The following is a 21236-nucleotide window of genomic DNA, read 5'->3' as shown; positions in this document are numbered from 1 at the left end:
CGCGACAGTCGAGACCGATTTCCTGTGGTGCGGTGCGCCCCTACCACTGCCACCGCAATCCGGCGCTGTTGGATTGTCGGCAGGTCGCGATGCCGTCGGTTTGATACACCATGGCTCGCGCGCCGAGCGTAGGACAGGAGGTGCCGATGTGGACCTTGGGTGCTCGAGTCACGGCATAGCTGCGCCAGATCCCGTCACCTTCAGCAGAGCAGTACAGCTTCCCGTCGGCAGAGTCCTTGCCGAATTCATGCTTGTAGCAAGGCCCGCCCTCGCGCTGTACCGATGTGGGTGCTGCCGAGGCGCCGCCGATGCCACCGCCGGTGCCAGTGACTGCTGCCGCCAGAAGTAGTCCGACGAGAATCTTCTTGGCCATCAGTGATCTCCTCAAAAGTTCTCATAGCGATAAGCGTGGCGAGGGCAAAGGTCTTGGGTCGCGTAGAGCAGGAACAATCGCTGTTCGTAGGCGGGCTGGTAGCTGCCGTCAGGATTGAAGTAGATCCGCTCGGCAACCTGAGTGTCGCGGTATCGGTCCATGACGCGGCAGGCTCGGTACCCGCCTGCCGCCATCTCTGCGTCAGTGGTGTATCGGCTGTTTGGCCAGGCGGCAGTAGGCAGAGTCCGCGCTTTGTTGACGAACTGCTGCTCCGCGGGGGTGATGGCTGACGCCTCCCCGGTGCCCACGAGCGGCCCGATGCCGAGGATCGCTGTGGCCAGTAGCCCGGTGATGACTCTTCTCATGATGTCTTTCCTTTCTCGGGCTGCGCGCCGGATGTAATCCGCAGTGCCGCTCGAAGGTGCTGGCGGCTGAGTACAACAACGTCGTGACCGAAGGCGTTGCGGGCCGAGGACACTGGGCGATACGCGCGCGACTCCACCTGAAGTGATCTCGAGGTCGAAGGTGTCGCCGGGGCGATGCGATCTGGACTGCCCATGTTCCCGGCGCGGTCGCAGATACTCTCCGACACCCCGAGAGATCAGGGACGACGGTCTTCACACGCAGAGTTCTGCCTTCGCGGTGTTGACGACGATGGCGGAGTTCCTCTTGCTCAGGAACAGTCCATCGGCCATGTGCAGAGCGTCCGCGATCGAAGATGATGAGCGGCCTGTACGCAACTCGCGGCAGACCCAATAGCCGGTGCTCAATGCATCTTCTGCGGTGGTGAATCGTTTGCTGCAGCCATTAACCCCGTCGTCCGGATAGTCGAAGCACGGCGCGGCTCCAGGTGTCGACACGTAAATCCCGTTCGACTTGAGCGTGGCCAGATAGTCGTCACGGGCCGCCGACGCATCACCGGCACCCATCGCAATACCCACCGCGACTACAACGAAGGTGAGTCCGCCGCGCCAGCAAGAGAGTGTGGCCATTTTCGTCTCCAAGCGACCGCCTGCAGCTGATGGGCATGTCGAACGATTCAACTGCAGCCGCATCGTATCCCGCTCGGGGGACAAAGCTGGAGGTCGAGCGAATGGTTCATCTGATGAATCGAACGCCGCACATACCTCCGACGCCGCAGACTCCGGCATCTGGGCGCGCTTCGCGTACTTGGAAAGCCGTGACACGATCCGTGCGGCTGGGCCTTGGTTTCGATCTGCCAAACCGACTTCGAGGTCGCTGGGAGGGCGACCTGCTCTTGAAATCCGAGGGGCTGGTCACGGTACCTGACTCGGGATGCGCGAAAGTGCACGCAAGCTACGCATGAGGGTAGCCATGTGCGCTTACCCCGCATTTTGTCGAGAGCGGTCAGCGCCAGCCGAGGGCCGGCGCCACGTGGGTGAGGATCGACTCGATGACGTGCGCGTTGTACTCGACGCCGAGCTGGTTGGGGACGGTCAGCAGCAGGGTGTCGGCGGCTGCGATGGCCTCGTCCTCACGCAGCTGCTCGATCAGCTTGTCCGGCTCGTCGGCGTAACTGCGTCCGAACCTCGCGACGGTGTTGTCGATGACACCGACCTGGTCGGATTCTTCGCCGCCGCGGCCGAAGTACGCACGATCGCGATCGTCGACGAGCGCGAAGATGCTGCGGCTCACCGAGACTCGTGGCTCGTGCGGGTGACCGGCGTCGGCCCAGGTCTTGCGGAAGCGGTGTATCTGCTCCGCCTGGAGCTGGTGGAAGGGGACTCCGGTGTCCTCGGTCAGCAGCGTCGACGACATCAGGTTCATACCCTGCTGGGCAGTCCATTCCGCGGTGGCCCGGGTGCCGGCGCCCCACCAGATGCGGTCACGTAGGCCGGGTGACTGCGGCTCGACCGGCAACAGGCCTGGCGGGTTGGGGAACATCGGACGCGGGTTGGGTCGAGCGAAACCGCCGCCTTCGATGACACGGAGGAACACCTCGGTGTGCTGGCGGGCCATGTCTGCGTCGGTGGAGCCCTCCGGCGGGACGTACCCGAAGTACTGGTAGCCCTCGATGACCTGCTCGGGCGATCCGCGGCTGATGCCGAGCTGTAGGCGACCTTCGGCGATGAGGTCTGCCGCACCCGCGTCCTCCGCCATGTACAGCGGGTTTTCATAGCGCATGTCGATGACGCCGGTGCCGATCTCGATGCGGCTGGTCTTGGCGCCGATCGCGGCCAGCAGCGGGAACGGCGACGCGAGCTGCCGGGCGAAGTGGTGGACGCGGAAGTAGGCGCCGTCGACGCCGAGCTCCTCGGCCGCCACCGCGAGGTCGATGGACTGCAGCAGCGTGTCCGATGCCGAGCGGACCTGGGAGCCAGGGGAGTCCGACCAGTGGCCGAACGACAGGAAACCGATCTTCTTCATGGTCGGTAAATGATACCCCGGTCCGTTTTGTTCCCCGGGGGCGACGACGGTGCCGATCCGCGCCATGCTCGTCCGTGACCCTTGTCACATCTGACTATACGCTGTATGGTTCGTCGAGAAATTTAGTCGCAATTCAAAAGTAGCCGGAATTCGCGAGCGGATCAGCACCGGGAATCGCCGGCGGACAGGCGGACTGGATCGGATGAACAGCACGGGCACGGCGAACTCGCCGACGCAGTTGTTGCATGGAGACAACCCCTTTCGCGTGAATCCCGACGCGGATCTGCTTCACGGGGTTCCCATCGATGTGCCGGGGTGGAGCGAGACGATGTTCTTTCACATCTGGTCGCCCGCGCAGGAGGTGGGCGTCTTCATCCACTGCGGGCGCTGGCCGGACGACCCTGACCTGTGGTGGGCCCAGGTCATCGCGATGCTGCCCGACGGCCGGCTGCTGGTCGACAGATCCTGGGGACGGGCACCTGATGATCGGGGACCGGCCACCGGGAACCTCCGGGTCACCTGCGTGGAACCGCTCCGCGCCTGGCGCCTGACCTTCGACGGCGCCGGCGAGAAGACCGACCTGGGCCGGATGGCGACCGGCGCATCGGGCGCGGGTCCGGCCCGGGCTTTCGCCTTCGACATCGACATCGAGGCGGCGGCACCGGTGTGGGACATGCACGGTGCGCTCGGCATCCATGACCTCTCCTGGGCGGCACTGCACCACACCCAGGGATTCCGCGCGGTCGGCTCGCTTCGCGCCGGGGCGGAAAGCTGGGACATCCAGGGCGTTGCGGCTCGAGATCACTCCAGCGGACCCCGTGACGTCGGCAGGCTCGGCGGCCTGCATTTCTTCGTGGTCGTGTTTCCCGACACCGGACGGGTCGCGAACGGACTGGTGAACTGGCGGGTCGACGGCACCGTCGACCATCGGGTCTTCACCGTGTTCGGCCCGGCCGGTGCCGAGACCGGTGGCGATGTGCACTGCACCGGGCTGGACGATTTCCGGACGCACGAGCCGAGGCAGATCTCGTTGCGTATGACCACCGAGGACGGGCCCTTCGAACTGGAAGGCGAACGGCTGCACGGTTACACGCTGACCTTTCTCGCCCCGAACGAGAACATCAACGGCGTCGCTCGCGACACCGAGCACGACGCCCTCGTGATCACCCAGTCCACCGTCCGGGTCACCGCGCCCGACGGTGACGTCGGCTACGGGGTGTTCGAACGCGACTACCGCCCATCCCAACTCCCATCTCCCGAGGAGCGCTGAACACATGACCGGATCACCAGTGGTCGAGAACGCCTCGACACCCCGACCGACACCCGGACCGACCGCGGATCTCGCGGCGAGCCCGGTACATGTTCCCGGGCGCCGACTGCGTTGGACGACAGCGAATGTCGACGAGGGACTGCCGGGCATCGTCACTCCGATGACATGGTCGCTGTACTTTCCGCCGACCGAACAGACCATGCGCGACTGCTGGGTGGACCTCGGTGTCATGCCGAGGTCCGCACGCGAGATACCGGACGATGTCGACCTGCGGTTCCTGTCTGTCGCTCACGGACATGCCATCGCGAACGTCGACAACATGGGTCAGATGGCCGCCCACGTGCCCGGCGGTTCGGCCGCCATGATGGAGGAGCAGCTGTTCGGATCTGTTCAGGCAGGCGGACTCCCGGAACCGCGGGGATGGGCCAAGATGCGCCGCTACCCGATCGTCGCGGTCAAGTTCCCCGTTGCGCTGCGCCGGGCGATCAGGGCGCTGCCTGCGCTCGCGGAAGAGAGCGAGCGATGGTGGTCACGCCGCGCGTTCGCACTCGACGCCGCGGGCCTCGACGAGGCCACCGCGGCGCTCGTGGAGGCCCGGGACATGTTCGAGAAGGGCCTCTCGGTGCACATGCCGCTGTCGATGGCGGCGCAGGGCCTCATGGGTCAGGTTCAGAATCTGGCCGAGTCGGCCGGACTCGCATCCGGTGGGGAACTGATCAAGAGCGATGAGGGCACCGCCGAGTTCGAACTGGTCCGTGACCTGTGGCGACTCTCGCGAGACGAGATCGACGTCAACGGTTTCGTACGACGCCACGGTTATCACGGGCCGCGCGAGGGACTCGTCGATTCAGTTGTCTGGCGCGAGGATTCGACGATGGTGACCGCCCTCGCCGCGAGATATCGGACGCGTGCCGACGCCGAGAACGTGGACGATCTGGTCGTTCGGCGCCGGCGCGAGCACGACGAGGCCGTCCGACGCCTCCACGCCGGTCTGAGCCCGGCCCGGCGCCGGCTCGCCTCCGCCCTGATCGGGTTCGCCTCCCAGGTGCCGACCTGGCGCGAGACCGGACGGGCGAACATCCTGCGCGGCGTGGACGTCACCAGGGCGGCGGCGCGGTCGATCGGGCGACAGCTCGCCGACGCCGGGGTGCTGGCAGAGCCGGGCGACGTCTTCTTCCTCACCATCGACGAACTCGCCTCCCGCCGGACCGGTGACTACGCCGATCTGGTGGCCCGCCGGCGACTCGACCACGACGCGTACAGCGCGATCGACCTCCCTCATGTCTGGCACGGCGCACCCGAACCGGTCGTCTCGACGGCCCCCCGAACCACCGACGACAGCGACGGCACCGGGGCCGCCGACGGCACCGGGGCCGCCGACGACACCGGGGCCGCCGCCACCGGCGACACCCCGGAGATCCGCACGCTGACCGGTCTCGGTGTCAGCGCCGGGGTGGCGCAGGGACGGGTCCAGGTCATCCGGGACCTCGACGACGCGGAGATCGAGGACGGCACCGTGATGGTCTGCAAGGCGACCGACCCGGGCTGGGCATCACTGTTCCCACTCGCCGAAGCCGTCGTGACCGATGTCGGCAGCGCGATGAGTCATGCGGCCATCGTGTGCCGGGAACTGGGACTGCCCTGCGTTGCCAACACCCGGTCCGGCACAACGGAACTCAAGGACGGCATGTTCGTCCGCGTCGACGGCACGGCCGGCACGGTCGAGGTCCTGGCACCGCAATGAACCCCTCACCACCGGAAAGGTCACGCCGATGACCCAGCTCGACGACCTCAGCGCCTACCTCATCGCCGGCCGGGTCAGATCCACTCTGCCCGAGGGCCGGCGCAACGAGACGGAGGTCCGGACCGTCCCCCAGGGCATCGCCGACGGCGAGGAGGCCGAGCGTCTCGGCTTCCGCAACGTCTTCCTCTCCGAACGCTGGAATCTCAAGGAGGCCGCGGTGGTACTCGGCGCGGTGGGGGCGCGGACCGAACGAGTGGGTCTGGCAACCGGTCTCGTCTCCCCGGCCCGCCGTCACGTCCTCCACATGGCGGCCTTCGGGCCACCATGCACGCGGCGTTCGGTCCACGGTTCATCCTCGGTCTCGGGCGCGGTGACAGCGCGTATCTCCGGCACGAGGGACTCCGGACGGCCGGCTTCGACGGCATCTGCGATTACGTGGACATCCTCCGGAAGCTGTGGCGTGGCGAGAAGGTGTCCTACGACGGTCCGGCCGGCCGATATGAGGGGATCAAGCTCGGCGACGTCTACGACGGCCCGGCCCCGCAGGTCTGGTACGGAACATTCGGTATGCCGCGGGCGGCGGCAGCGGTGGCGCGCGCATTCGACGGGGTGATCCTGCCGCCGATGATGACCCCGGAGGCCACCGCGGGAAGCGTTGCGCGACTCCGGAAGGCGTGTGAGCAGATCAACCGCGACCCGGCGAGCCTGCGGGTCGTCCAGTGCGTGGTGACCGCGCCGGATCTCGGCGACGAGGAGACCCGGACGCTCGCGCACGCCCGTGCCGTCACCTATCTACAGGCCCAGCAGTACGGCGACGCCCTGACGGCGGTGAACGGATGGGATCCGGGACCGGTGCATCGCCTGCGGACCGCACTGGAAGAGGTTCGGCAGCAGGCGGGGGACGAGTTGGTGGACACCGCATTCCACCGCCGCGAGCTGCTGGAACCGGCGCGCCTGGTACCGGATTCGTGGATGGACGACTCCTGCGCCTTCGGCTCGGCGTCGAACTGCGTGACCGCCCTGGGGTCGTATCGGGACGCCGGCGCGGACGAGGTCGCGACCTATGGCAGCACCCCGGGTCAGAACGCGGCACTGGCCCGGCTGTGGGCGGAGACGAAGGAGCCCGCGATCTCCCCGGTGTGACGCCGAACGGTCCGACCATCGACAACGTCCCCGCGACTCACCTTGGGTTCTAGTGATCCCCGCAACACCCTGGCTATCAGGGAGTTGCGGGGATCATGGTTTCTGCGGAGTTGAAGGAGCTGTTTTTCGAGGCGTTGGACCGTGAATACGGCAACGTGACAGCAGCGGCGCGCAGTGTGGGAGTCAACCGTGCCACGGCATATGGGTGGGTTCGTCGAGCCGGCTTACGTGGTCGCGGCAAACGGGGCACTTCCGGGCATCCAGGACGCGCTCGCTATGACGCGCTGCGCGCTGCCGGTGTCGGCCGCCGTGAGGCTGCCAAGCAAGTCGGAGTGCACATCCGCACCGCCCGGGACTGGGATAAAGGGATCCGCAAGATCGGCAACGCGCGCCTCCACCCCGATGGCCGTCGGATCGACTACAAGACCGGTGTGACCACTGTTGACACGCGACCGTCACTGGCCCGGATCGAAGCCCCACTGCATCCTCGGTTTCTCACCTTGTCCGAGCGGGAACAGATCGCCGACATGCGTCGCGCCGGCGACTCGCTGCGGGAGATCGGGCGCCAGCTGGGTCGGCCGGCATCGACGATCAAACGAGAAATCGATGCCTACTCCGTTTCTGGGGTGTATCGCCCTCATCGAGCCCAAAGAGACTGGGCAAGTTCGCGTTTACGACCAAAAGACTCCAAGCTGGCGGTCGGTGGACCGTTGCGGGATTACGTTTCGAACAAACTCGCCGAGCAATGGTCTCCCGAACAGATCAGTCACACTTTGATCATCGAATTCCCCGATGACGAGGCGATGCGAGTGAGTACCGAAACGATCTATCAGGCGATCTACGTCCAAGCCCGGGGGGTTGCGCCGCGAACTCGCCGACGCGTTACGCACCGGCCGCACCCACCGCAAACCTCACCGGTCCCCAGATCGACGCACCACCCGGTTCGTCGACGAGATGGTGATGATTTCCGATCGACCGGCCGAGGTCGAGGATCGGGCTGTGCCCGGTCACTGGGAGGGTGACCTCATCGTCGGCAGCCGGTCGGAATCAGCCATCGTGACGTTGGTCGAACGCTCGACTCGCTATGTGCTCCTCGGTCATCTACCCGGCGAGCACACGGCCGAAGCAGTCCGTGACGTACTGATCCCGCTGATCGGTTCTCTGCCCGAGCACCTGCGGGGATCGTTGACCTGGGACCAGGGCTGCGAGATGGCCGCCCACAAGCAGTTCAGCATCGCTACCAATGTGCCCGTCTACTTCTGTGACCCGCATTCACCCTGGCAGCGAGGCTCGAATGAGAACACCAATGGGCTACTGCTCCAATACTTTCCGAAGGGCACCGACCTGTCGGTGCACACTGCCGCAGACCTCGAACTCGTCGCCCAACGACTCAACAGTCGACCACGCAAAACGCTCGACTGGACAACCCCAGCCGAGCGTCTGCGTGATTTACTTGTACCCGTCTAACCAACCGGTGTTGCGAGGACCCCTAGAATCCGCCCACGAGTCGCGGGGACGTTGTCATCGTGCAGGTGCCGGTCGTCACCCGATGACGGTCACCCGGCCGGTGTCGCCGTCGACGCGCAGCATCTGTCCGTCGCGGATCTGCCGGCTCCCGCTCTCGGTGCCGCAGACGCAGGGGATGCCGATCTCGCGGGCCACGATCGGTCCATGGCTGAGCAGACCACCGAAATCGGTGACGACGCCGGCGGCGACCATGAACAACGACACCCAGCTCGGATCGGTGGTCTCGCACACCAGGATGTCCCCGTCGTCGAGCTCGGTCTCGGCGGGATCGCGGACCACGCGGGCCCGCCCCTCGACCTGCCCCGCACTCGCCGCGACGCCGGTGACCACACCGCCCGTTCCGAGGGCGACATCGTCGTCCTCGTCGACCTTGGTCACCGCGGGATACCCCGCCCACGCCTGAGGAACCCGGATGCCCTGCTGCCGGGCGAACCGATCGATCCGCTCGGTGACGATCGCGCTCTGATCGCCGCTGATCCCGGCCACCAGCGCGTCGTAGCGCAGGTGGAAGACGTGCTCCCGGTCGGTGATGACGCCGCGTTCGACGAGGAGGTCGCCGAGTCTGCGGGCGGCGGCGCGAGCGACGTCGTAGGTGATCAGATATCCGGCCTTGCCCTGCTCGCGCAGTGCGAGGAACCGGCCGGCGATGCGGACCATCCACGCCGTGGCCCGACGCCGTGACCTCGGCGTGGCGTTCAGCAGCCGTTGAACCGCATCGTCTCGGAGCTGTCGCTGTGCCGCACTCCGATGTCGTGGAGCGCGCGGGTTGTCGTCGGCGATCGCGCGGTAGTCCGCCAGCCGCGAACGGATGGGCGCCAGGTTCTCGCGCCAGGTGATGCCGTGGAGCTGGCCCTCGTTGGGGCCGTGGTAACCGTGGCGATCGACGAACTGCTGCTCGGAGATCGTGCCGTGGGCCAGCGCCCACAGGTCGTAGGCGACCTCGTTCTCGTCCGAACCCACCCCGGACAGCAGGTGTTGTTCGAGACCGGGGAACCCGCCCGCAGCGGCGGCCTCGGCCACCTTGTCCGCGAGCGCCGAGCTGATGAACGCGACCCCCATGTGGATGGACATGATGTCCTCGAATCGTGTTCGCGCATCGGCGAGTACGGCGAGGCAACCGGCTTCGTCCAGATCGGCGATCCGCGGCAGCCGATCCAGCCGCCAGCGTCGCAGCTCGGCGAACATCGCATCGTGGCGCCTGGGTACCCCGATGACCCACCGCGGTGCCTTCGCCAGGATGGCGGGATAGCGGCCGACGGTGTTGGCGTCGACCGTGTCGGGGCGAACGTAACCGAACAGTTGCTGTTCGATCGCCGTGGCGGACGTCCCCGGCAGCACGTTCGCGATCTCACGGAACTTGTCGATGTTGCCCGCGCCCCAGCCGGCGAAGAGACTCCAGAAGCAGTCACTGACCTCCTCGGGTACCTTCACATCGCTCGACGACAGCGCGCCGAGATCATGGAACATCCGCCGGAAAGCGAGCTCCATCGGCCCGAAGACGAAGCTGATACCGAAGGTGCTGAACACGCCGGGGAACGCCTCGGCGACGTTGCCGGTGGTCCACGTAGTGGATTCGGGCACGTCGGCGCTGTCCAGGGTGTCGAGCATCGTGTCGACCGTGGTGCTCATGAGTCCGAATGCTCCTGTCCTGCATAGGCGTCCAGCAGAGAAGCCAGGTCTCCGGACGGGTCCGCCGTGGGTTCGGCGCCGGTAAGCCCCGAATGTTCGGTCAACCACCGCCGGATGGTGGCGAGGCCGGGATCGTCGTTGCGACCGTCGACGATGGGAAGCGCGCCGTCGAAGATGATCCCGGCGCCCGCGTCGACGGTCACCGTCCGACCGGCGAGTGTGGTGATGGTGCCGCTTCCGCAGCCGACGACGCACGGCACGGCCATTTCGCGACACACGACCGCGGCGTGGGAGGTCGAGCCGCCGAACTCGGTCAGCACCGCGACTGCCACCGACATGGCGGCGACGTCGTCGGGATCGGTTGTCTGCCTGCCGAGGATCACGTCGGTACCGTCCTCGGCGAGATCCTGGGCGTCGTCGGGATCGGTGACGACAACTCCGGTCCGGATGCCCGGCGATGCGGGTTTGCCGGTCGCCAGCACCTGCGCGCGTTCGGCGGCCACGGCGTCGAGGTGCGGTTTCTGCAGTGCGCGAACCTGATCGGCGGTGACCCGCCGCAATGCCTCGGCGGGAGAGATGAGGCCTTCCTCGACCATGTCGACCGCACACCGGACCGCGGCCTCGGGCGTGCGCTTGGCCGCCCGGGACTGCAGCAGCCACAACCGTCCCTCCTCGACGGTGAACTCGATGTCCTGCAGATCCCGTCCCTGTCTCTCCAATGTCTCGCTCACCGCGAGCAACTCGGCGTGGATTCCGGGCATCGTCTCCGCGAGGACGGACAGCGGCACCGCGTCCATGCGCCCGGAGACCACGTCCTCACCCTGTCCGCCGGAGAGCCACTCGCCGTATGCGCCCGGCGCGCCGGTCAGCGGATCGCGGGAGAACAGCACGCCGGTACCGGAATCGGCACCGAGGTTGCCGAACACCATGGCCTGGACGGTGACCGCGGTACCGCTCGTGTCGTCGAGTCCGCGTGCGGCTCGGTAGGACACCGCGCGGGGCGACTGCCAGGAGTCGAGCACCGCTCGAATCGCCTCGTGCAGCTGTTCCCTGGGGTCTGCTGGCGCCGGCGTGCCCACGACCTTGGCGAACTGTTCGGTGAAGCGATGCCGCGTGTCGGCGGCGTACTGCGCATCACCCGACTGGCCGGCGAGGGCGGTCTCGATCGCGTCGGTCATCCCGAGGTTGAGAACGGTGTCCATCATGCCCGGCATGCTCACCGCGGCACCGGATCTCACCGACACGAGTAGCGGCCTCTCGGGGATCCGAAACCGCGGCCGGTCTCCGACTCGAGGTGCGCGAGAGCGGAGTCGACCTGGTCCCAGAGTCGTTGCGGCACTGTGCGGTCGTGCTCGTAGTACTCGCGACAGAGGGCCGTGGTGATGACGAAGGCGGGGGGCACCCGGATGCCCAGGGCACGCATGTGCTGGATGCTCCAGGCCTTTCCGCCGATCAATGCGCGGTGGTGGTCGGTGGTCCCGTCGAGGACCACGACCTCGGTGGTGACATCGTTGCGATGTCCGGCGACGGTCATAGTGCCCGTCCTGCAGCGGCTTCGGCGGCGCGGGTGCGGCCGGTGAGTCCGATCAGTTCCTCATGGAGTTCGAACCAGACGGTGTGGTAGCTGTCGGCGATCGGCCGGGCGAACCACGAGGTGTCCCCGGACTCCACCTTCCCGAGCGCGTCAGCGAACCGGGCGGGGTAGTGGTGCAGACGCGGTGCCTGCTCGACGATGCGCGTCAACAGTGGCGCGAACCTCTCGTGAAGCGCACGGAGGTCGGCGACGACCGCGGCGTCGTAGGCGGCGTCGGTGTGGTCGTTCGGGGTGGACTCGTCTTTGAGCTGCCATCGCGACATCAATGCCTTGAGGTCGTCGTTGTGCGCATCGAACTCCTCGTAGGCGTCGGTGAGGGCATCGGTGTCGAGCGTGGCGCGTTCGGCGTCGAGTAGCTCCGACAGGTGGGTTCGACCCTCCGGCGTGGTCTTGTACCGGCCGTTCGCCTCGGCGGCGAAGCCGGCCGCGACCAGCGCATCGAGATCGGTGGTCATCGCGGCCGGGTCGACGCCCACGCTGTCGGCGAGGTCGGTCGCGCGCACACGGCCCTTGAGGCGCAACGCCTGCAGGACGATCAGTTGTTCGGTCATGGGATCTCCTTGGGTGAACGCGGATCTCAGTGAACGCGGTGGACGATGCCCTGCTCGAAGAAGCCGGCGCCCGGACTCCCGTCGCGCTCGAGCGTCATGAAATCGTCATAGGTGCCGAATGCCGGCCCCTCGGTCTCGGCGCCCATCGGGACGAAGAAGCCGGCGTCGCGGTGACGCATGACGCACGTGAGTTCCTGGCCGTCCTCGAGGGTGAAACGCGCGGCGAGGAACTGGGCGGCCGCGGTCCGGCGGAAGGTCACGTCCTCGATGTGGCGGGACCCGGTGGCATCGATCAGGTAGCCGTCGGTCGCGAGCGTGCCGTCCATGCCCAGGAACTTCATCACCGACAGGAACGAGTCGCCGAAGACGGCGACGAGCCCCGCGTACTCGGCCCACTGCGCTGCCTCGTCGCGGAAACCCCAGGTACGGTCGCGCATTCCGAATCCGTCGACCTCGGCGCGCGTGCCGCGCAACTGGATGGTGCCGCGCATCGTGCAGGCCTGCTGGAAGTGCTGGAGGGGCTTGCCGGGGACCAGTGGGGGGATGAGTTCGTGCAGGGAGAAGTCGGCCGGGGTGTGCAGGGGCGCGTTGACGAACTGCGCCTGGAGTTCCGGGTGGTCGACGGTGATGGTGCCGTCGAGGCCGAATGTCAGTGATTCGCTGGCGTACGACCCGCGGTCCAGGGGTTCGATGATCTCGATCTCGTCGCCGCCGACCAGCAGGGAGCACCTGGCCCGCCGCGCTCCGTCGCCGTTGGGGGAGGTGGAGAAGTGGAAGCTTCCGAAGATCCGGCGCTCGACATCCCAATAGGACAGGTAGGCGTTGTCCTTCCAGATCGGGTCCGACGGACCGGCCGCGTCGTCGTGCAGGGGCTCGGCCAGCGGCCCCCATGCGGTGATCCCGGGTGATGAGGTGGTGACGGTCATGGGTGACCTCCGTGGAGATGGTGTTGAATTTGAATGCGGGATAAAAACTCAGACGGACTCTACAGCGTATAGTCAAACGTGACAAGGGTCACTCGCATCGGTTGATCGGAGAATTCTGTGGCGCGTGGAGCGGGCTTGGACGCTGACCGGATCGTCAAGGCGTGCTTGGCGATAGCGGATGAGGAAGGGATCGGACAGGTGACGATGCGGCGTTTGTCGCGTGACCTCGACGTCACCCCGATGGCCATCTACCACCATGTCGCCAACAAGGACGAACTGTTCGACCTCGTCCTTGACGAGTCGTTGCGGGCCGTGGAACCCGTCGATCCCGCAGGTGACCCCTTCGATGAGTTGATGCGGTGGGGACGGGCATTCCACCGCCTCCTCGTCGACCACCCATCGCTGGCCCAGGAGATGGCATCACGACGGCTCGAAGGGCCGGTCGCGGTGGGTGCGGCCGGCCGCATCCTCGATCTCCTGGCTCGGGCCGGTACGCCTGACGATCGCGCCGACGAACTGCTGGTCGCCCTGTTCAGCTGCATTCTCGGTACCGCGCAGTACCGGATCTCGCGAAATGCGGAATCCGCCCGTCGTGGCGGCCGCGCGCTCCCCGAGGATTTCGCCGACGGTAGGGCGGGAATGCGTGATCGGTTGTCCGACACGTCGATCACCGACCAGCGTTTCGCCGCCATTCTCACTGTGCTGATCCGCGGTTATCTACCCGCGGCGCACTGATCGTGGCGCATTGATCGTGGTGCACAGACGCGACGTACTGAGGGTCGCGGCCTGCGCGTCAGGACGACGGACTGTTCTCCTCGAGAAACTGCATGAGGCGGATCATGATGTCGCGTAGCGCATCCCGATCCTTCGGCAGCGAGGTCTGCTCGTAGCCGACCAGCAGGAAGACCGACCAGTGGGCGAACCGGTGTGCCAGTCGGGTGTCCTCGACGATCTCCGCGACGGACTCGTAGACCACCTCGAACCGCCTGCGATCGACCTCTTCCTGGGTTCGCCGGGCACGTTCGTCGAGATTGCTCCAGGTGCGGATGGCCCGCTCGGCGCCGTGCGGCAGGCCCAGGCCGATGTCGATGATCGTCGCCAGGCGTTCGCGCGGGTCCCCGATGGCGGCCAACCGATCGATCGAGCGGACCGTCCGGGCTTCGAGCCAGTAGGCCAGCAGGCTGCTGGTGTAGTCAGCCCAGTTCGAGAAGTAGTGGTAGAAGGACCCCGAGGTCACCCGGAGGCGTGAGCAGACCTCGGCCAGTTTGAGGCCTCCGTAGCCGAGGTCGGACAGGACGTCCAGGCCTGTTTCGAAATATGCATCGCGTGACAAAACGGTGCTCATGACCTGCTCCTCAACGTTCGGCGGTCGATGGGGTTGACCATAACTGAACTTATGCTATCGTCGTTGTGACTCAGCTCATAGACCCCGCCGAAGACGCATAGATGCAGGTGGGGGTGCCGCAGACATCGATTTGAATCGAAGTTACATTTAAAAAGGAGGATCTGTCATGGGTTTCACCGACGCTGCCGAGGTCAGGAAGTACATCGGAGGCATCTTCGAGACGGCGTTCGAGGATGCCGAGATCGGACCCAAGCTCGTCGACAGCGGACTCGTGTTCGCCTTCGACTTCAGCAGTCCGGAAGCCGTGGTCGTCGTCGATGCGGTCAACAAGCAGGTGTACGAGGGCTTCGACGGGAGCCCCGAACCGATGGCCACCATGGTCATGCCGGCCGACACCGGAAACGCCTACTGGCAGGGCAAGGTCAATCTCCCCCTGGCCATGGCCAAGAAGAAGATCTCGGTGACCGGCAACGTCGCGAGCCTGCTCAAGCTCGCACCGCTGGGCAAGAAGTTGTTCCCGGTCTACATCAACAACCTCAAGACCGACGGACGCGAGGACCTGCTGGTCTGACGTCGCCCGAACATCCCACACGCAGGAACTCCAGAGAAGAGACAAGCCATGTATCCGGGAACCCACGCGCAGGCGACACCCGACAAGCCGGCGATCATCATGGCCGGCAGCGGCCGGACGGTGACCTACCGAGAACTCGACGATCACTCCGCAGACCTGGCCGCAGCCCTGCACGGAATGGGTCTGCGTAAGGGCGACGTGATCGCGCTGCTGTCGGAGAATGCGCCCGAGTGCCTCGAGATCTACTGGGCGGCAGTTCGTTCCGGCCTGTACGTCACATCGGTGAACTGGCACCTCGCCCCGTCCGAGGTCGCCTACATCGTCTCCGACAGTGACGCACGAGTCCTGTTCGCGTCGTCGGGGGTCGCCGCACTCGCGTCCGCCGTCGTCGAGGAGCTCGGCGACAGTGACATCCGCACCATCGCCTTCGGCGGGAACATCGACGGCTTCGAGGCCTACGGTGACGTGCTCGCCCAGGCCGGTCCGCGGCTCGTCGACCAGCCTCGCGGCTCGGACATGCTCTACTCCTCGGGGACCACCGGCCGACCCAAGGGGGTCAAGCCGTCGTTGCTGCCGATCCAGGTGGACGAGCCCGGCGACCCGATCACGGGTCTGATCCAGCACGTGTTCAAGGTGACCGCCGACGACGTCTATCTCTCGCCTGCGCCGATGTATCACGCCGCGCCGCTCAAATGGTCCGGTGCCATCCACGCCCTCGGGGGCACCGTGGTGATCCTCGAGAAGTTCGACGCCGAGCGCATCCTCGAGGTGATCGAGCAGTACAAGGTGACCATCACGCAGATGGTGCCCACGATGTTCGTCCGGCTCCTGCAGCTGCCGCCGGAGCAGCGGAATGCCCACGACACCTCGTCCCTGCGGCTGGTCGTGCACGCCGCGGCGCCGTGTCCGCCCGACGTCAAGCAGGCGATGATCGACTGGTGGGGACCGATTCTCGTGGAGTACTACAGTGCCACCGAGAACCACGGCACCACCATCATCACGACGCAGGAATGGCTCACCAAGCGGGGATCGGTGGGCAAGTCGGCCATGGGCCCGGTGCACGTCTGTGATGACGACGGCAACGAGCTGCCGCCCGGCGAGGTCGGGCTGATCTACTTCGAGCGTGAGACGCGCCCGTTCGAGTACCACAAGGATCCCGAGAAGACCAGGGCCGCCGAGCATCCGGCGCACTCCAACTGGACGACCGTGGGCGATCTTGGATACGTCGACGAGGACGGATACGTCTTCCTGACCGATCGCAAGGCCTTCATGATCATCTCGGGCGGCGTCAACATCTACCCGCAGGAGGTCGAGAACGTCCTCACCCTGCATCCCGCGATCTACGACGTCGCGGTGATCGGCGTGCCCGACGCCGAGATGGGTCAGCAGGTCAAGGCCGTCGTGCAGTTGCGCGCCGGGCAAACCCCCTCCGACGAACTCGCCGACGAGATCATCGCCTACACCCGGGAGCGCATCGCGCACTTCAAGGCACCCCGAACGGTCGACTTCGTCGACGAGTTGCCCCGCACCGCAACCGGAAAGCTCGTCAAGCGTGAGATCGAGAAGCGATACCTAGCGGCAGGAGCACAGGCATGACCAGCACATTGAGCACATCGGCCCGTCCCTACGACCCGCTGAGCATCTCTTCGCTCGACTTCTGGGCGAAGAGCGCGGACGAGCGCGAGCAGACCTTCGCCCAGCTACGCGCGGAGCGCCCCGTCAGCTGGCATCGGCCGCTCGAGGGCGCGCTGATGCCCCCGGAGAACGACGGCGTGTGGGTCGTCGTCTCGCACGAACACATCACCGAGGTCAGCAAGCATCCCGAATTGTTCTGTTCGGGACAGGGTTTCCAGTTCGAGGAGATCCCCGAGGATCTGCTGTCGGCAGCGGGATCGTTCCTCGGGATGGATGATCCGCGTCATGCGGCCCTGCGCAGACTGGTCAGCTCCGCGTTCACGCCCAAGCAGGTCGCCAAGATCCACGATCAGATCAAGAACCAGGCGCGGCTGATCGTCGACGGACTCATCGCTCGCAAGGAGGGCGACTTCGTCGAGGCCGTCTCGAAGAAACTCCCGATGTGGACGATCTACGAGATGATGGGCCTCGAGGACCTCGACCAGCGCGAGGAGGCCGCCCATCACGCCGACGGCATGGTGTCCTGGGCCGACGAGGACGTGGCCGCGGGCCGCGAACCCGGTGAGGTCCTGAACGAATCCCTGGTCGGCCTGTTGTCGCTCGGATTCGAGTTCGCCGAGGAACGCCGCCGCAACCCGAAGTCGGATCTGATGACCGGTCTGGTGAACGCCGAGGTCGACGGGGAGAAGCTCACCGACGAGGAGATCGCGTCGTTCTTCGTGCTGCTGTCGGTGGCAGGCAACGACACCACCCGCAACTCGATCAGCATCACCACCAAGGCCTTCCAGGACTTCCCGGCACAGCGTGAGCTGCTCCTGGAGGATTTCGACGGGCGGATCAAGCCGGCCATCGAGGAGTTCGTGCGGTGGGCCTCGCCGGTCATGACGTTCCGCCGCACGGCAACCCAGGACACGGTGCTCGGCGGTCAGGAGATCAAGGCCGGCGAGTGGGTGGCGATGATCTATTCGTCGGGCAACCGCGACGAGAAGGTCTTCGAACGTCCCAACGAATTCGACATCACCCGGTCGCCCAACCCCCACGTCGGTTTCGGTGGCGGTGGACCGCACTTCTGCATGGGCAGCTTCGTGGCGAAGATGCAGCTGCAGGAGATCTTCGACCAGCTGCTGCATCGGGCACCCACCCTGAAGGTCGGCGAACCCGAGTGCCTCACCGGCAACTTCGTGCGCGCCGTCAAGTCCATGCCCTACACCCTCTGAGCGGAGAAACCATGTCTGAATTCAACGGAAAGCGGTTCGTCGTCACCGGCGCCGCGTCGGGTATCGGCGCGGCGACCGCCGCCAAACTGCTCGACCTCGGTGCCGAGGTGCACAGCCTCGACCGCAACGTGCCGACCGTCCCGGTCACCTCGCACACCGAGGTGGACTTGGCGAACCCGAACAGCATCGACGCCGCGATCGAGTCCCTCGAGGGTTCCTTCGACGGACTGATGAACATCGCCGGGGTTCCCGGCACGCTGCCCGGCGAACTGGTGTTCGCAGTCAATTCGCTTGCCGTGCGCCATCTCTCGGAGGCGTTCTTCGACCGTCTCAATCCGGGTGGCAGCATCACCATCGTCAGTTCGACCGCCGGCTTCGGCTGGCCCGCACGGCTCGAGCAGATCCGCGACCTGCTCAGCACCGACACCTTCGAGGAGGGGCTGGCCTGGTTCAAGGCGAATCCCCAGGAGGGCAACACATACAACTTCTCCAAGGAGGTCTCCACCGTCTACACCATGTCGATGGGTCTTGCCGTGGCGGAGATGGGTTTCCGCATCAACGCAGTCCTGCCCGGACCGGTAGAGACGCCCATTCTCACCGACTTCGAGGAGTCGATGGGCAAGGACACCCTCGACGGTCTGAAGAATCTGCTGGGTCGCCACGCCGAGCCCGGCGACATCGCCGACACCCTGGTGTTCCTGGCGTCCGACGCCGCGCGCTGGGTCAACGGGCACGCGCTCGTCGTTGATGGCGGCGTCACCGGTTCCGTGCTGTCCGGCGTCGTGCCGGCACCCGAGATCTAGGAGCCGAGACATGGCAACGACGGTCCAGGGACTCGGCGCGGTCGACCACGAGCGCATGATGGCGTCGGTGCGACAGACCTTCGCCTCGGGTCGCACCCGTGACATCAGCTGGCGGCTGGGGCAATTGGCCGCCATCGAGCGGTTGCTCGCCGAACGCGAGGACGAGATCGCCAAGGCCCTGGCCGCCGACCTCGGACGCAGTCCGTCCGAGGCGTGGCTGGGAGACATCGCCTCGACCGCCGGTGAAGCCGCCTATGCGCGGAAGAACCTGAAGAAGTGGATGAAGCGCAAGCGGGTCAAGCTTCCGCTGAACCAGTTGCCCGGGCGCGGCTGGGTGCAGTACGAGCCGCTGGGCGTCGTCCTGGTGATCGGCCCCTGGAACTATCCGGTCTACCTCACCCTTGGCCCGCTGATCGCGGCGGTGGCCGCAGGCAACTGTGCCGTGGTCAAACCCTCGGAACTGGCGCCCGCCACCTCGACGCTGCTGACCAGGCTGATCCCCGAGTACCTGGACTCCTCGGCCATCGCGGTCGTCGAAGGGGACGGCCTGGTCACGCAGGAGCTCCTCGCGCTCGGCTTCGACCACGCGCTGTTCACCGGCGGAACCGAGATCGGCAAGAAGATCATGGCCGGAGCCGCGGCCACGCTCACCCCGGTGACCCTGGAACTCGGCGGCAAGAGCCCGGTCATCGTGGCTGCCGACGCCGACCTCGACGTCGCCGCGCGGCGGATCGCATGGGTGAAGACCATGAACTCCGGACAGACCTGCATCGCACCGGATTATGTGCTCGCCCACCGTGACATCGCCGACCGGCTGGTCGAGAAGATCGCCGCGAACATGATCGAATTCCGTTCGGGCGAGGACGACCCGGCGCTGCGGATCGTCAACCGCCGCCAGTTCGACCGTCTCGCCGGCTACCTGGCGACCACGACGGGTCGGATCGTCGCCGGTGGTGCGACCGACGCCGACCGGTTGACCATCGAACCGACGGTGGTCCTCGACCCGGCGCCGACGGATCCGGTGATGTCCGAGGAGATCTTCGGCCCGATCCTCCCGGTGGTGACCGTCGCGTCCATCCCGGAGGCCGTCGCATTCGTCAACCAGAGGTCGAAGCCGCTGGCGATGTATGCGTTCACCTCGTCGAAATCGCTCGGACAGCACCTGATCGACTCGATCCCCTCCGGGGGAGCGGTGATCAACCACATCGCGATGCACTGTCTCGTTCCCGCCCTGCCCTTCGGTGGCGTCGGGGACTCGGGGATCGGTGACTACCACGGGCAGTGGGGATTCGAGCGGCTCAGCCACCGGAAGGCCGTCCTGTCCAAGACCGCGAAGCCGGACATCCGCCTGATCTACCCGCCCTATTCGGTGCGCGATCTGGCCATCATGCGAAAGCTCTTCTGAATCCACTCGTCAGGGCTCTCGCCTCCACATCCACCCAGGAGGGACCATGAAAGTAGTACTCGATCGCGCCCGTTGCACCGGGCTCGGAATCTGCGAATCGCTGGCGCCGGAGTTCTTCGAGATCGACGACGACGGTTCACTGCTCGTCCTCAAGGACGAGGTCGCAGAGGCCGATCTGATGGAGGTCGAGGAAGCCATATCCGGTTGCCCGACCGAAGCTCTCAGACTTCTACGGGACAGCGAATGAGGAACCTCGACGGCCGGGTCGTCGTCATCACCGGAGCCGGTGGCGGGCTGGGCCGCGAGTACGCGCTGAGCTGTGCGGGAGAAGGTGCGCGGATCGTCGTGAACGATCTGGGTGGCAACCGTGACGGCACCGGCGCCGGGTCGGCCATGGCCGACGAGGTGGTGGCCGAGATCCGTGACCGCGGCGGCGACGCGGTCGCCAATTACGATGACATCTCCGATGTCTCGGGCGCTCTGTCGCTCGTGCGCACCGCCCTCGACCGATTCGGCCAGATCGACGCCGTGATCCACAACGCGGGGATCCTGCGCGACGCCAGCTTCGCCAAGTTGTCGCCGGAGAACTGGGACGCGGTGATGCGGGTGCATCTCTACGGCGGGTTCAATGTGACCAGCGCCGCGTGGCCGCACTTCCGCGAACAGGGTTTCGGCCGCATCGTGGTCGCCACGTCCACCAGCGGCCTGTACGGCAACTTCGGGCAGGCGAACTACGGCGCCGCGAAGTCGGGGCTGATCGGTCTGATCAACACACTGGCGATCGAAGGCGCCAGGTCGGGGATCACCGCGAATGCCGTTGCGCCGCTGGCAGCCACCCGCATGACTGCCGACATCGCACCGCGCGAGGTCCTGGACCGGCTTCCCCCCGAGTTCGTCGCCCCGGTCGTCACGCACCTGGTCAACCCGATCTGCACCGATACCGGATCGATCTTCGTCGTCGGCGGGGGATTGGTGCAGCGCGTGGCGCTCTTCCAGGGCGCCGGGATCACCTTCAGCGAGCCGCCGTCGCCGGCCGACGTCGCCGAGCGGTGGACCGAGATCTGCGATCTGACCGACGCGACCCTCGGCAGCAACCCCCTGGCCTGACGCCCTGA

19 protein-coding genes and 3 pseudogenes are annotated in these 21236 nt (G+C 66.3%); 13 read left to right on the top strand and 9 right to left on the bottom strand.

Going from position 1 to position 21236, the window contains the following annotated elements; all coding sequences use genetic code 11:
• Positions 1–40: 40 nt before the first annotated feature.
• The 4 genes from BLU62_RS21830 to BLU62_RS21815 all read right to left on the bottom strand — a co-directional run bounded on the left by BLU62_RS21830 (position 41) and on the right by BLU62_RS21815 (position 2761).
• On the bottom strand, positions 41–373 hold the full coding sequence (locus BLU62_RS21830; RefSeq protein WP_074852045.1) for a hypothetical protein: 333 nt from the start codon (positions 371–373) through the stop codon (positions 41–43).
• Positions 374–384: 11 nt separating this feature from the next.
• Positions 385–738 (bottom strand): DUF732 domain-containing protein, encoded by a 354-nt coding sequence (locus tag BLU62_RS21825; protein ID WP_074852044.1) that lies wholly within the window; start codon positions 736–738, stop codon positions 385–387.
• A 252-nt stretch (positions 739–990) separates the two neighbouring features.
• Positions 991–1365 (bottom strand): DUF732 domain-containing protein, encoded by a 375-nt coding sequence (locus BLU62_RS21820; protein ID WP_139180060.1) that lies wholly within the window; start codon positions 1363–1365, stop codon positions 991–993.
• Between the two features lie 376 nt (positions 1366–1741).
• Positions 1742–2761 carry an LLM class flavin-dependent oxidoreductase gene (locus BLU62_RS21815; protein ID WP_074852042.1) on the bottom strand — a complete coding sequence of 340 codons (1020 nt, stop codon included), beginning with the start codon at positions 2759–2761 and terminating at the stop codon, positions 1742–1744.
• Positions 2762–3089: 328 nt separating this feature from the next.
• Here BLU62_RS21815 and BLU62_RS21810 point away from each other — a divergent pair, with 328 nt between their 5' ends.
• The 5 genes and pseudogenes from BLU62_RS21810 to BLU62_RS21795 all read left to right on the top strand — a co-directional run bounded on the left by BLU62_RS21810 (position 3090) and on the right by BLU62_RS21795 (position 8385).
• On the top strand, positions 3090–4031 hold the full coding sequence (locus BLU62_RS21810; protein ID WP_244278283.1) for a hypothetical protein: 942 nt from the start codon (positions 3090–3092) through the stop codon (positions 4029–4031).
• A 4-nt stretch (positions 4032–4035) separates the two neighbouring features.
• Positions 4036–5775, top strand: coding sequence for a PEP-utilizing enzyme (locus tag BLU62_RS21805; RefSeq protein WP_084811856.1), 1740 nt, complete (start codon positions 4036–4038; stop codon positions 5773–5775).
• 28 nt (positions 5776–5803) lie between these two features.
• Positions 5804–6028: pseudogene (locus BLU62_RS34415) on the top strand (TIGR03857 family LLM class F420-dependent oxidoreductase); the annotation flags it as partial.
• A gap of 71 nt (positions 6029–6099) precedes the next feature.
• On the top strand, positions 6100–6918 hold the full coding sequence (locus BLU62_RS21800; RefSeq protein WP_280141552.1) for a TIGR03857 family LLM class F420-dependent oxidoreductase: 819 nt from the start codon (positions 6100–6102) through the stop codon (positions 6916–6918).
• Between the two features lie 95 nt (positions 6919–7013).
• A pseudogene (locus tag BLU62_RS21795) lies at positions 7014–8385 on the top strand (IS30 family transposase).
• 75 nt (positions 8386–8460) lie between these two features.
• On the opposite strand, the gene BLU62_RS21790 reads toward BLU62_RS21795, so the two are convergent.
• The 4 genes and pseudogenes from BLU62_RS21790 to BLU62_RS21770 all read right to left on the bottom strand — a co-directional run bounded on the left by BLU62_RS21790 (position 8461) and on the right by BLU62_RS21770 (position 13145).
• Positions 8461–10074 carry a PEP-utilizing enzyme gene (locus tag BLU62_RS21790; protein ID WP_244278282.1) on the bottom strand — a complete coding sequence of 538 codons (1614 nt, stop codon included), beginning with the start codon at positions 10072–10074 and terminating at the stop codon, positions 8461–8463.
• Positions 10071–11608: pseudogene (locus BLU62_RS21785) on the bottom strand (pyruvate, phosphate dikinase). The gene BLU62_RS21790 and the pseudogene BLU62_RS21785 overlap by 4 nt, the downstream one beginning before the upstream one ends.
• On the bottom strand, positions 11605–12219 hold the full coding sequence (locus tag BLU62_RS21775) for a helix-turn-helix domain-containing protein (protein ID WP_074852038.1): 615 nt from the start codon (positions 12217–12219) through the stop codon (positions 11605–11607). Before BLU62_RS21775 ends, BLU62_RS21785 begins: the two are co-directional and overlap by 4 nt.
• Positions 12220–12245: 26 nt before the next feature.
• Positions 12246–13145 carry a DUF7065 domain-containing protein gene (locus BLU62_RS21770; protein WP_074852037.1) on the bottom strand — a complete coding sequence of 300 codons (900 nt, stop codon included), beginning with the start codon at positions 13143–13145 and terminating at the stop codon, positions 12246–12248.
• 117 nt (positions 13146–13262) lie between these two features.
• Between BLU62_RS21770 and BLU62_RS34405 the strand changes: the two genes are divergently transcribed.
• Complete coding sequence (locus BLU62_RS34405; RefSeq protein WP_074852036.1) at positions 13263–13880, top strand: TetR/AcrR family transcriptional regulator; 618 nt, start codon at positions 13263–13265, stop codon at positions 13878–13880.
• Positions 13881–13938: 58 nt separating this feature from the next.
• Here BLU62_RS34405 and BLU62_RS21760 read toward each other — a convergent pair whose 3' ends face one another.
• Positions 13939–14490, bottom strand: a complete 552-nt coding sequence (locus BLU62_RS21760; RefSeq protein ID WP_074852035.1) for a TetR/AcrR family transcriptional regulator — start codon at positions 14488–14490, stop codon at positions 13939–13941.
• Between the two features lie 166 nt (positions 14491–14656).
• On the opposite strand from BLU62_RS21760, the gene BLU62_RS21755 reads away from it, so the two are divergent.
• The 7 genes from BLU62_RS21755 to BLU62_RS21725 are packed head-to-tail and all read left to right on the top strand — an operon-like array spanning position 14657 to position 21228.
• Entirely contained in the window at positions 14657–15061 is a 405-nt protein-coding gene (locus tag BLU62_RS21755) for a sterol carrier protein (protein ID WP_074852034.1), read from the top strand.
• A gap of 48 nt (positions 15062–15109) precedes the next feature.
• On the top strand, positions 15110–16657 hold the full coding sequence (locus tag BLU62_RS21750; RefSeq protein WP_074852033.1) for an acyl-CoA synthetase: 1548 nt from the start codon (positions 15110–15112) through the stop codon (positions 16655–16657).
• Positions 16654–17913, top strand: a complete 1260-nt coding sequence (locus BLU62_RS21745) for a cytochrome P450 (protein ID WP_074852032.1) — start codon at positions 16654–16656, stop codon at positions 17911–17913. The genes BLU62_RS21750 and BLU62_RS21745 overlap by 4 nt, the downstream gene beginning before the upstream one ends.
• A gap of 11 nt (positions 17914–17924) precedes the next feature.
• Positions 17925–18716, top strand: coding sequence for a coniferyl-alcohol dehydrogenase (locus tag BLU62_RS21740; RefSeq protein ID WP_074852031.1), 792 nt, complete (start codon positions 17925–17927; stop codon positions 18714–18716).
• Between the two features lie 10 nt (positions 18717–18726).
• A complete protein-coding gene (locus BLU62_RS21735; protein ID WP_074852030.1) occupies positions 18727–20121 on the top strand; it encodes an aldehyde dehydrogenase family protein in 1395 nt (464 codons plus the stop codon).
• 46 nt (positions 20122–20167) lie between these two features.
• On the top strand, positions 20168–20368 hold the full coding sequence (locus BLU62_RS21730) for a ferredoxin (RefSeq protein WP_074852029.1): 201 nt from the start codon (positions 20168–20170) through the stop codon (positions 20366–20368).
• Entirely contained in the window at positions 20365–21228 is an 864-nt protein-coding gene (locus BLU62_RS21725) for an SDR family oxidoreductase (protein ID WP_074852028.1), read from the top strand. Before BLU62_RS21730 ends, BLU62_RS21725 begins: the two co-directional genes overlap by 4 nt.
• Positions 21229–21236 lie beyond the last annotated feature (8 nt).

This window comes from Gordonia westfalica, from assembly GCF_900105725.1.
Classification (GTDB): domain Bacteria; phylum Actinomycetota; class Actinomycetes; order Mycobacteriales; family Mycobacteriaceae; genus Gordonia; species Gordonia westfalica.
This window is presented reverse-complemented; position numbering and strand designations above follow the sequence as displayed.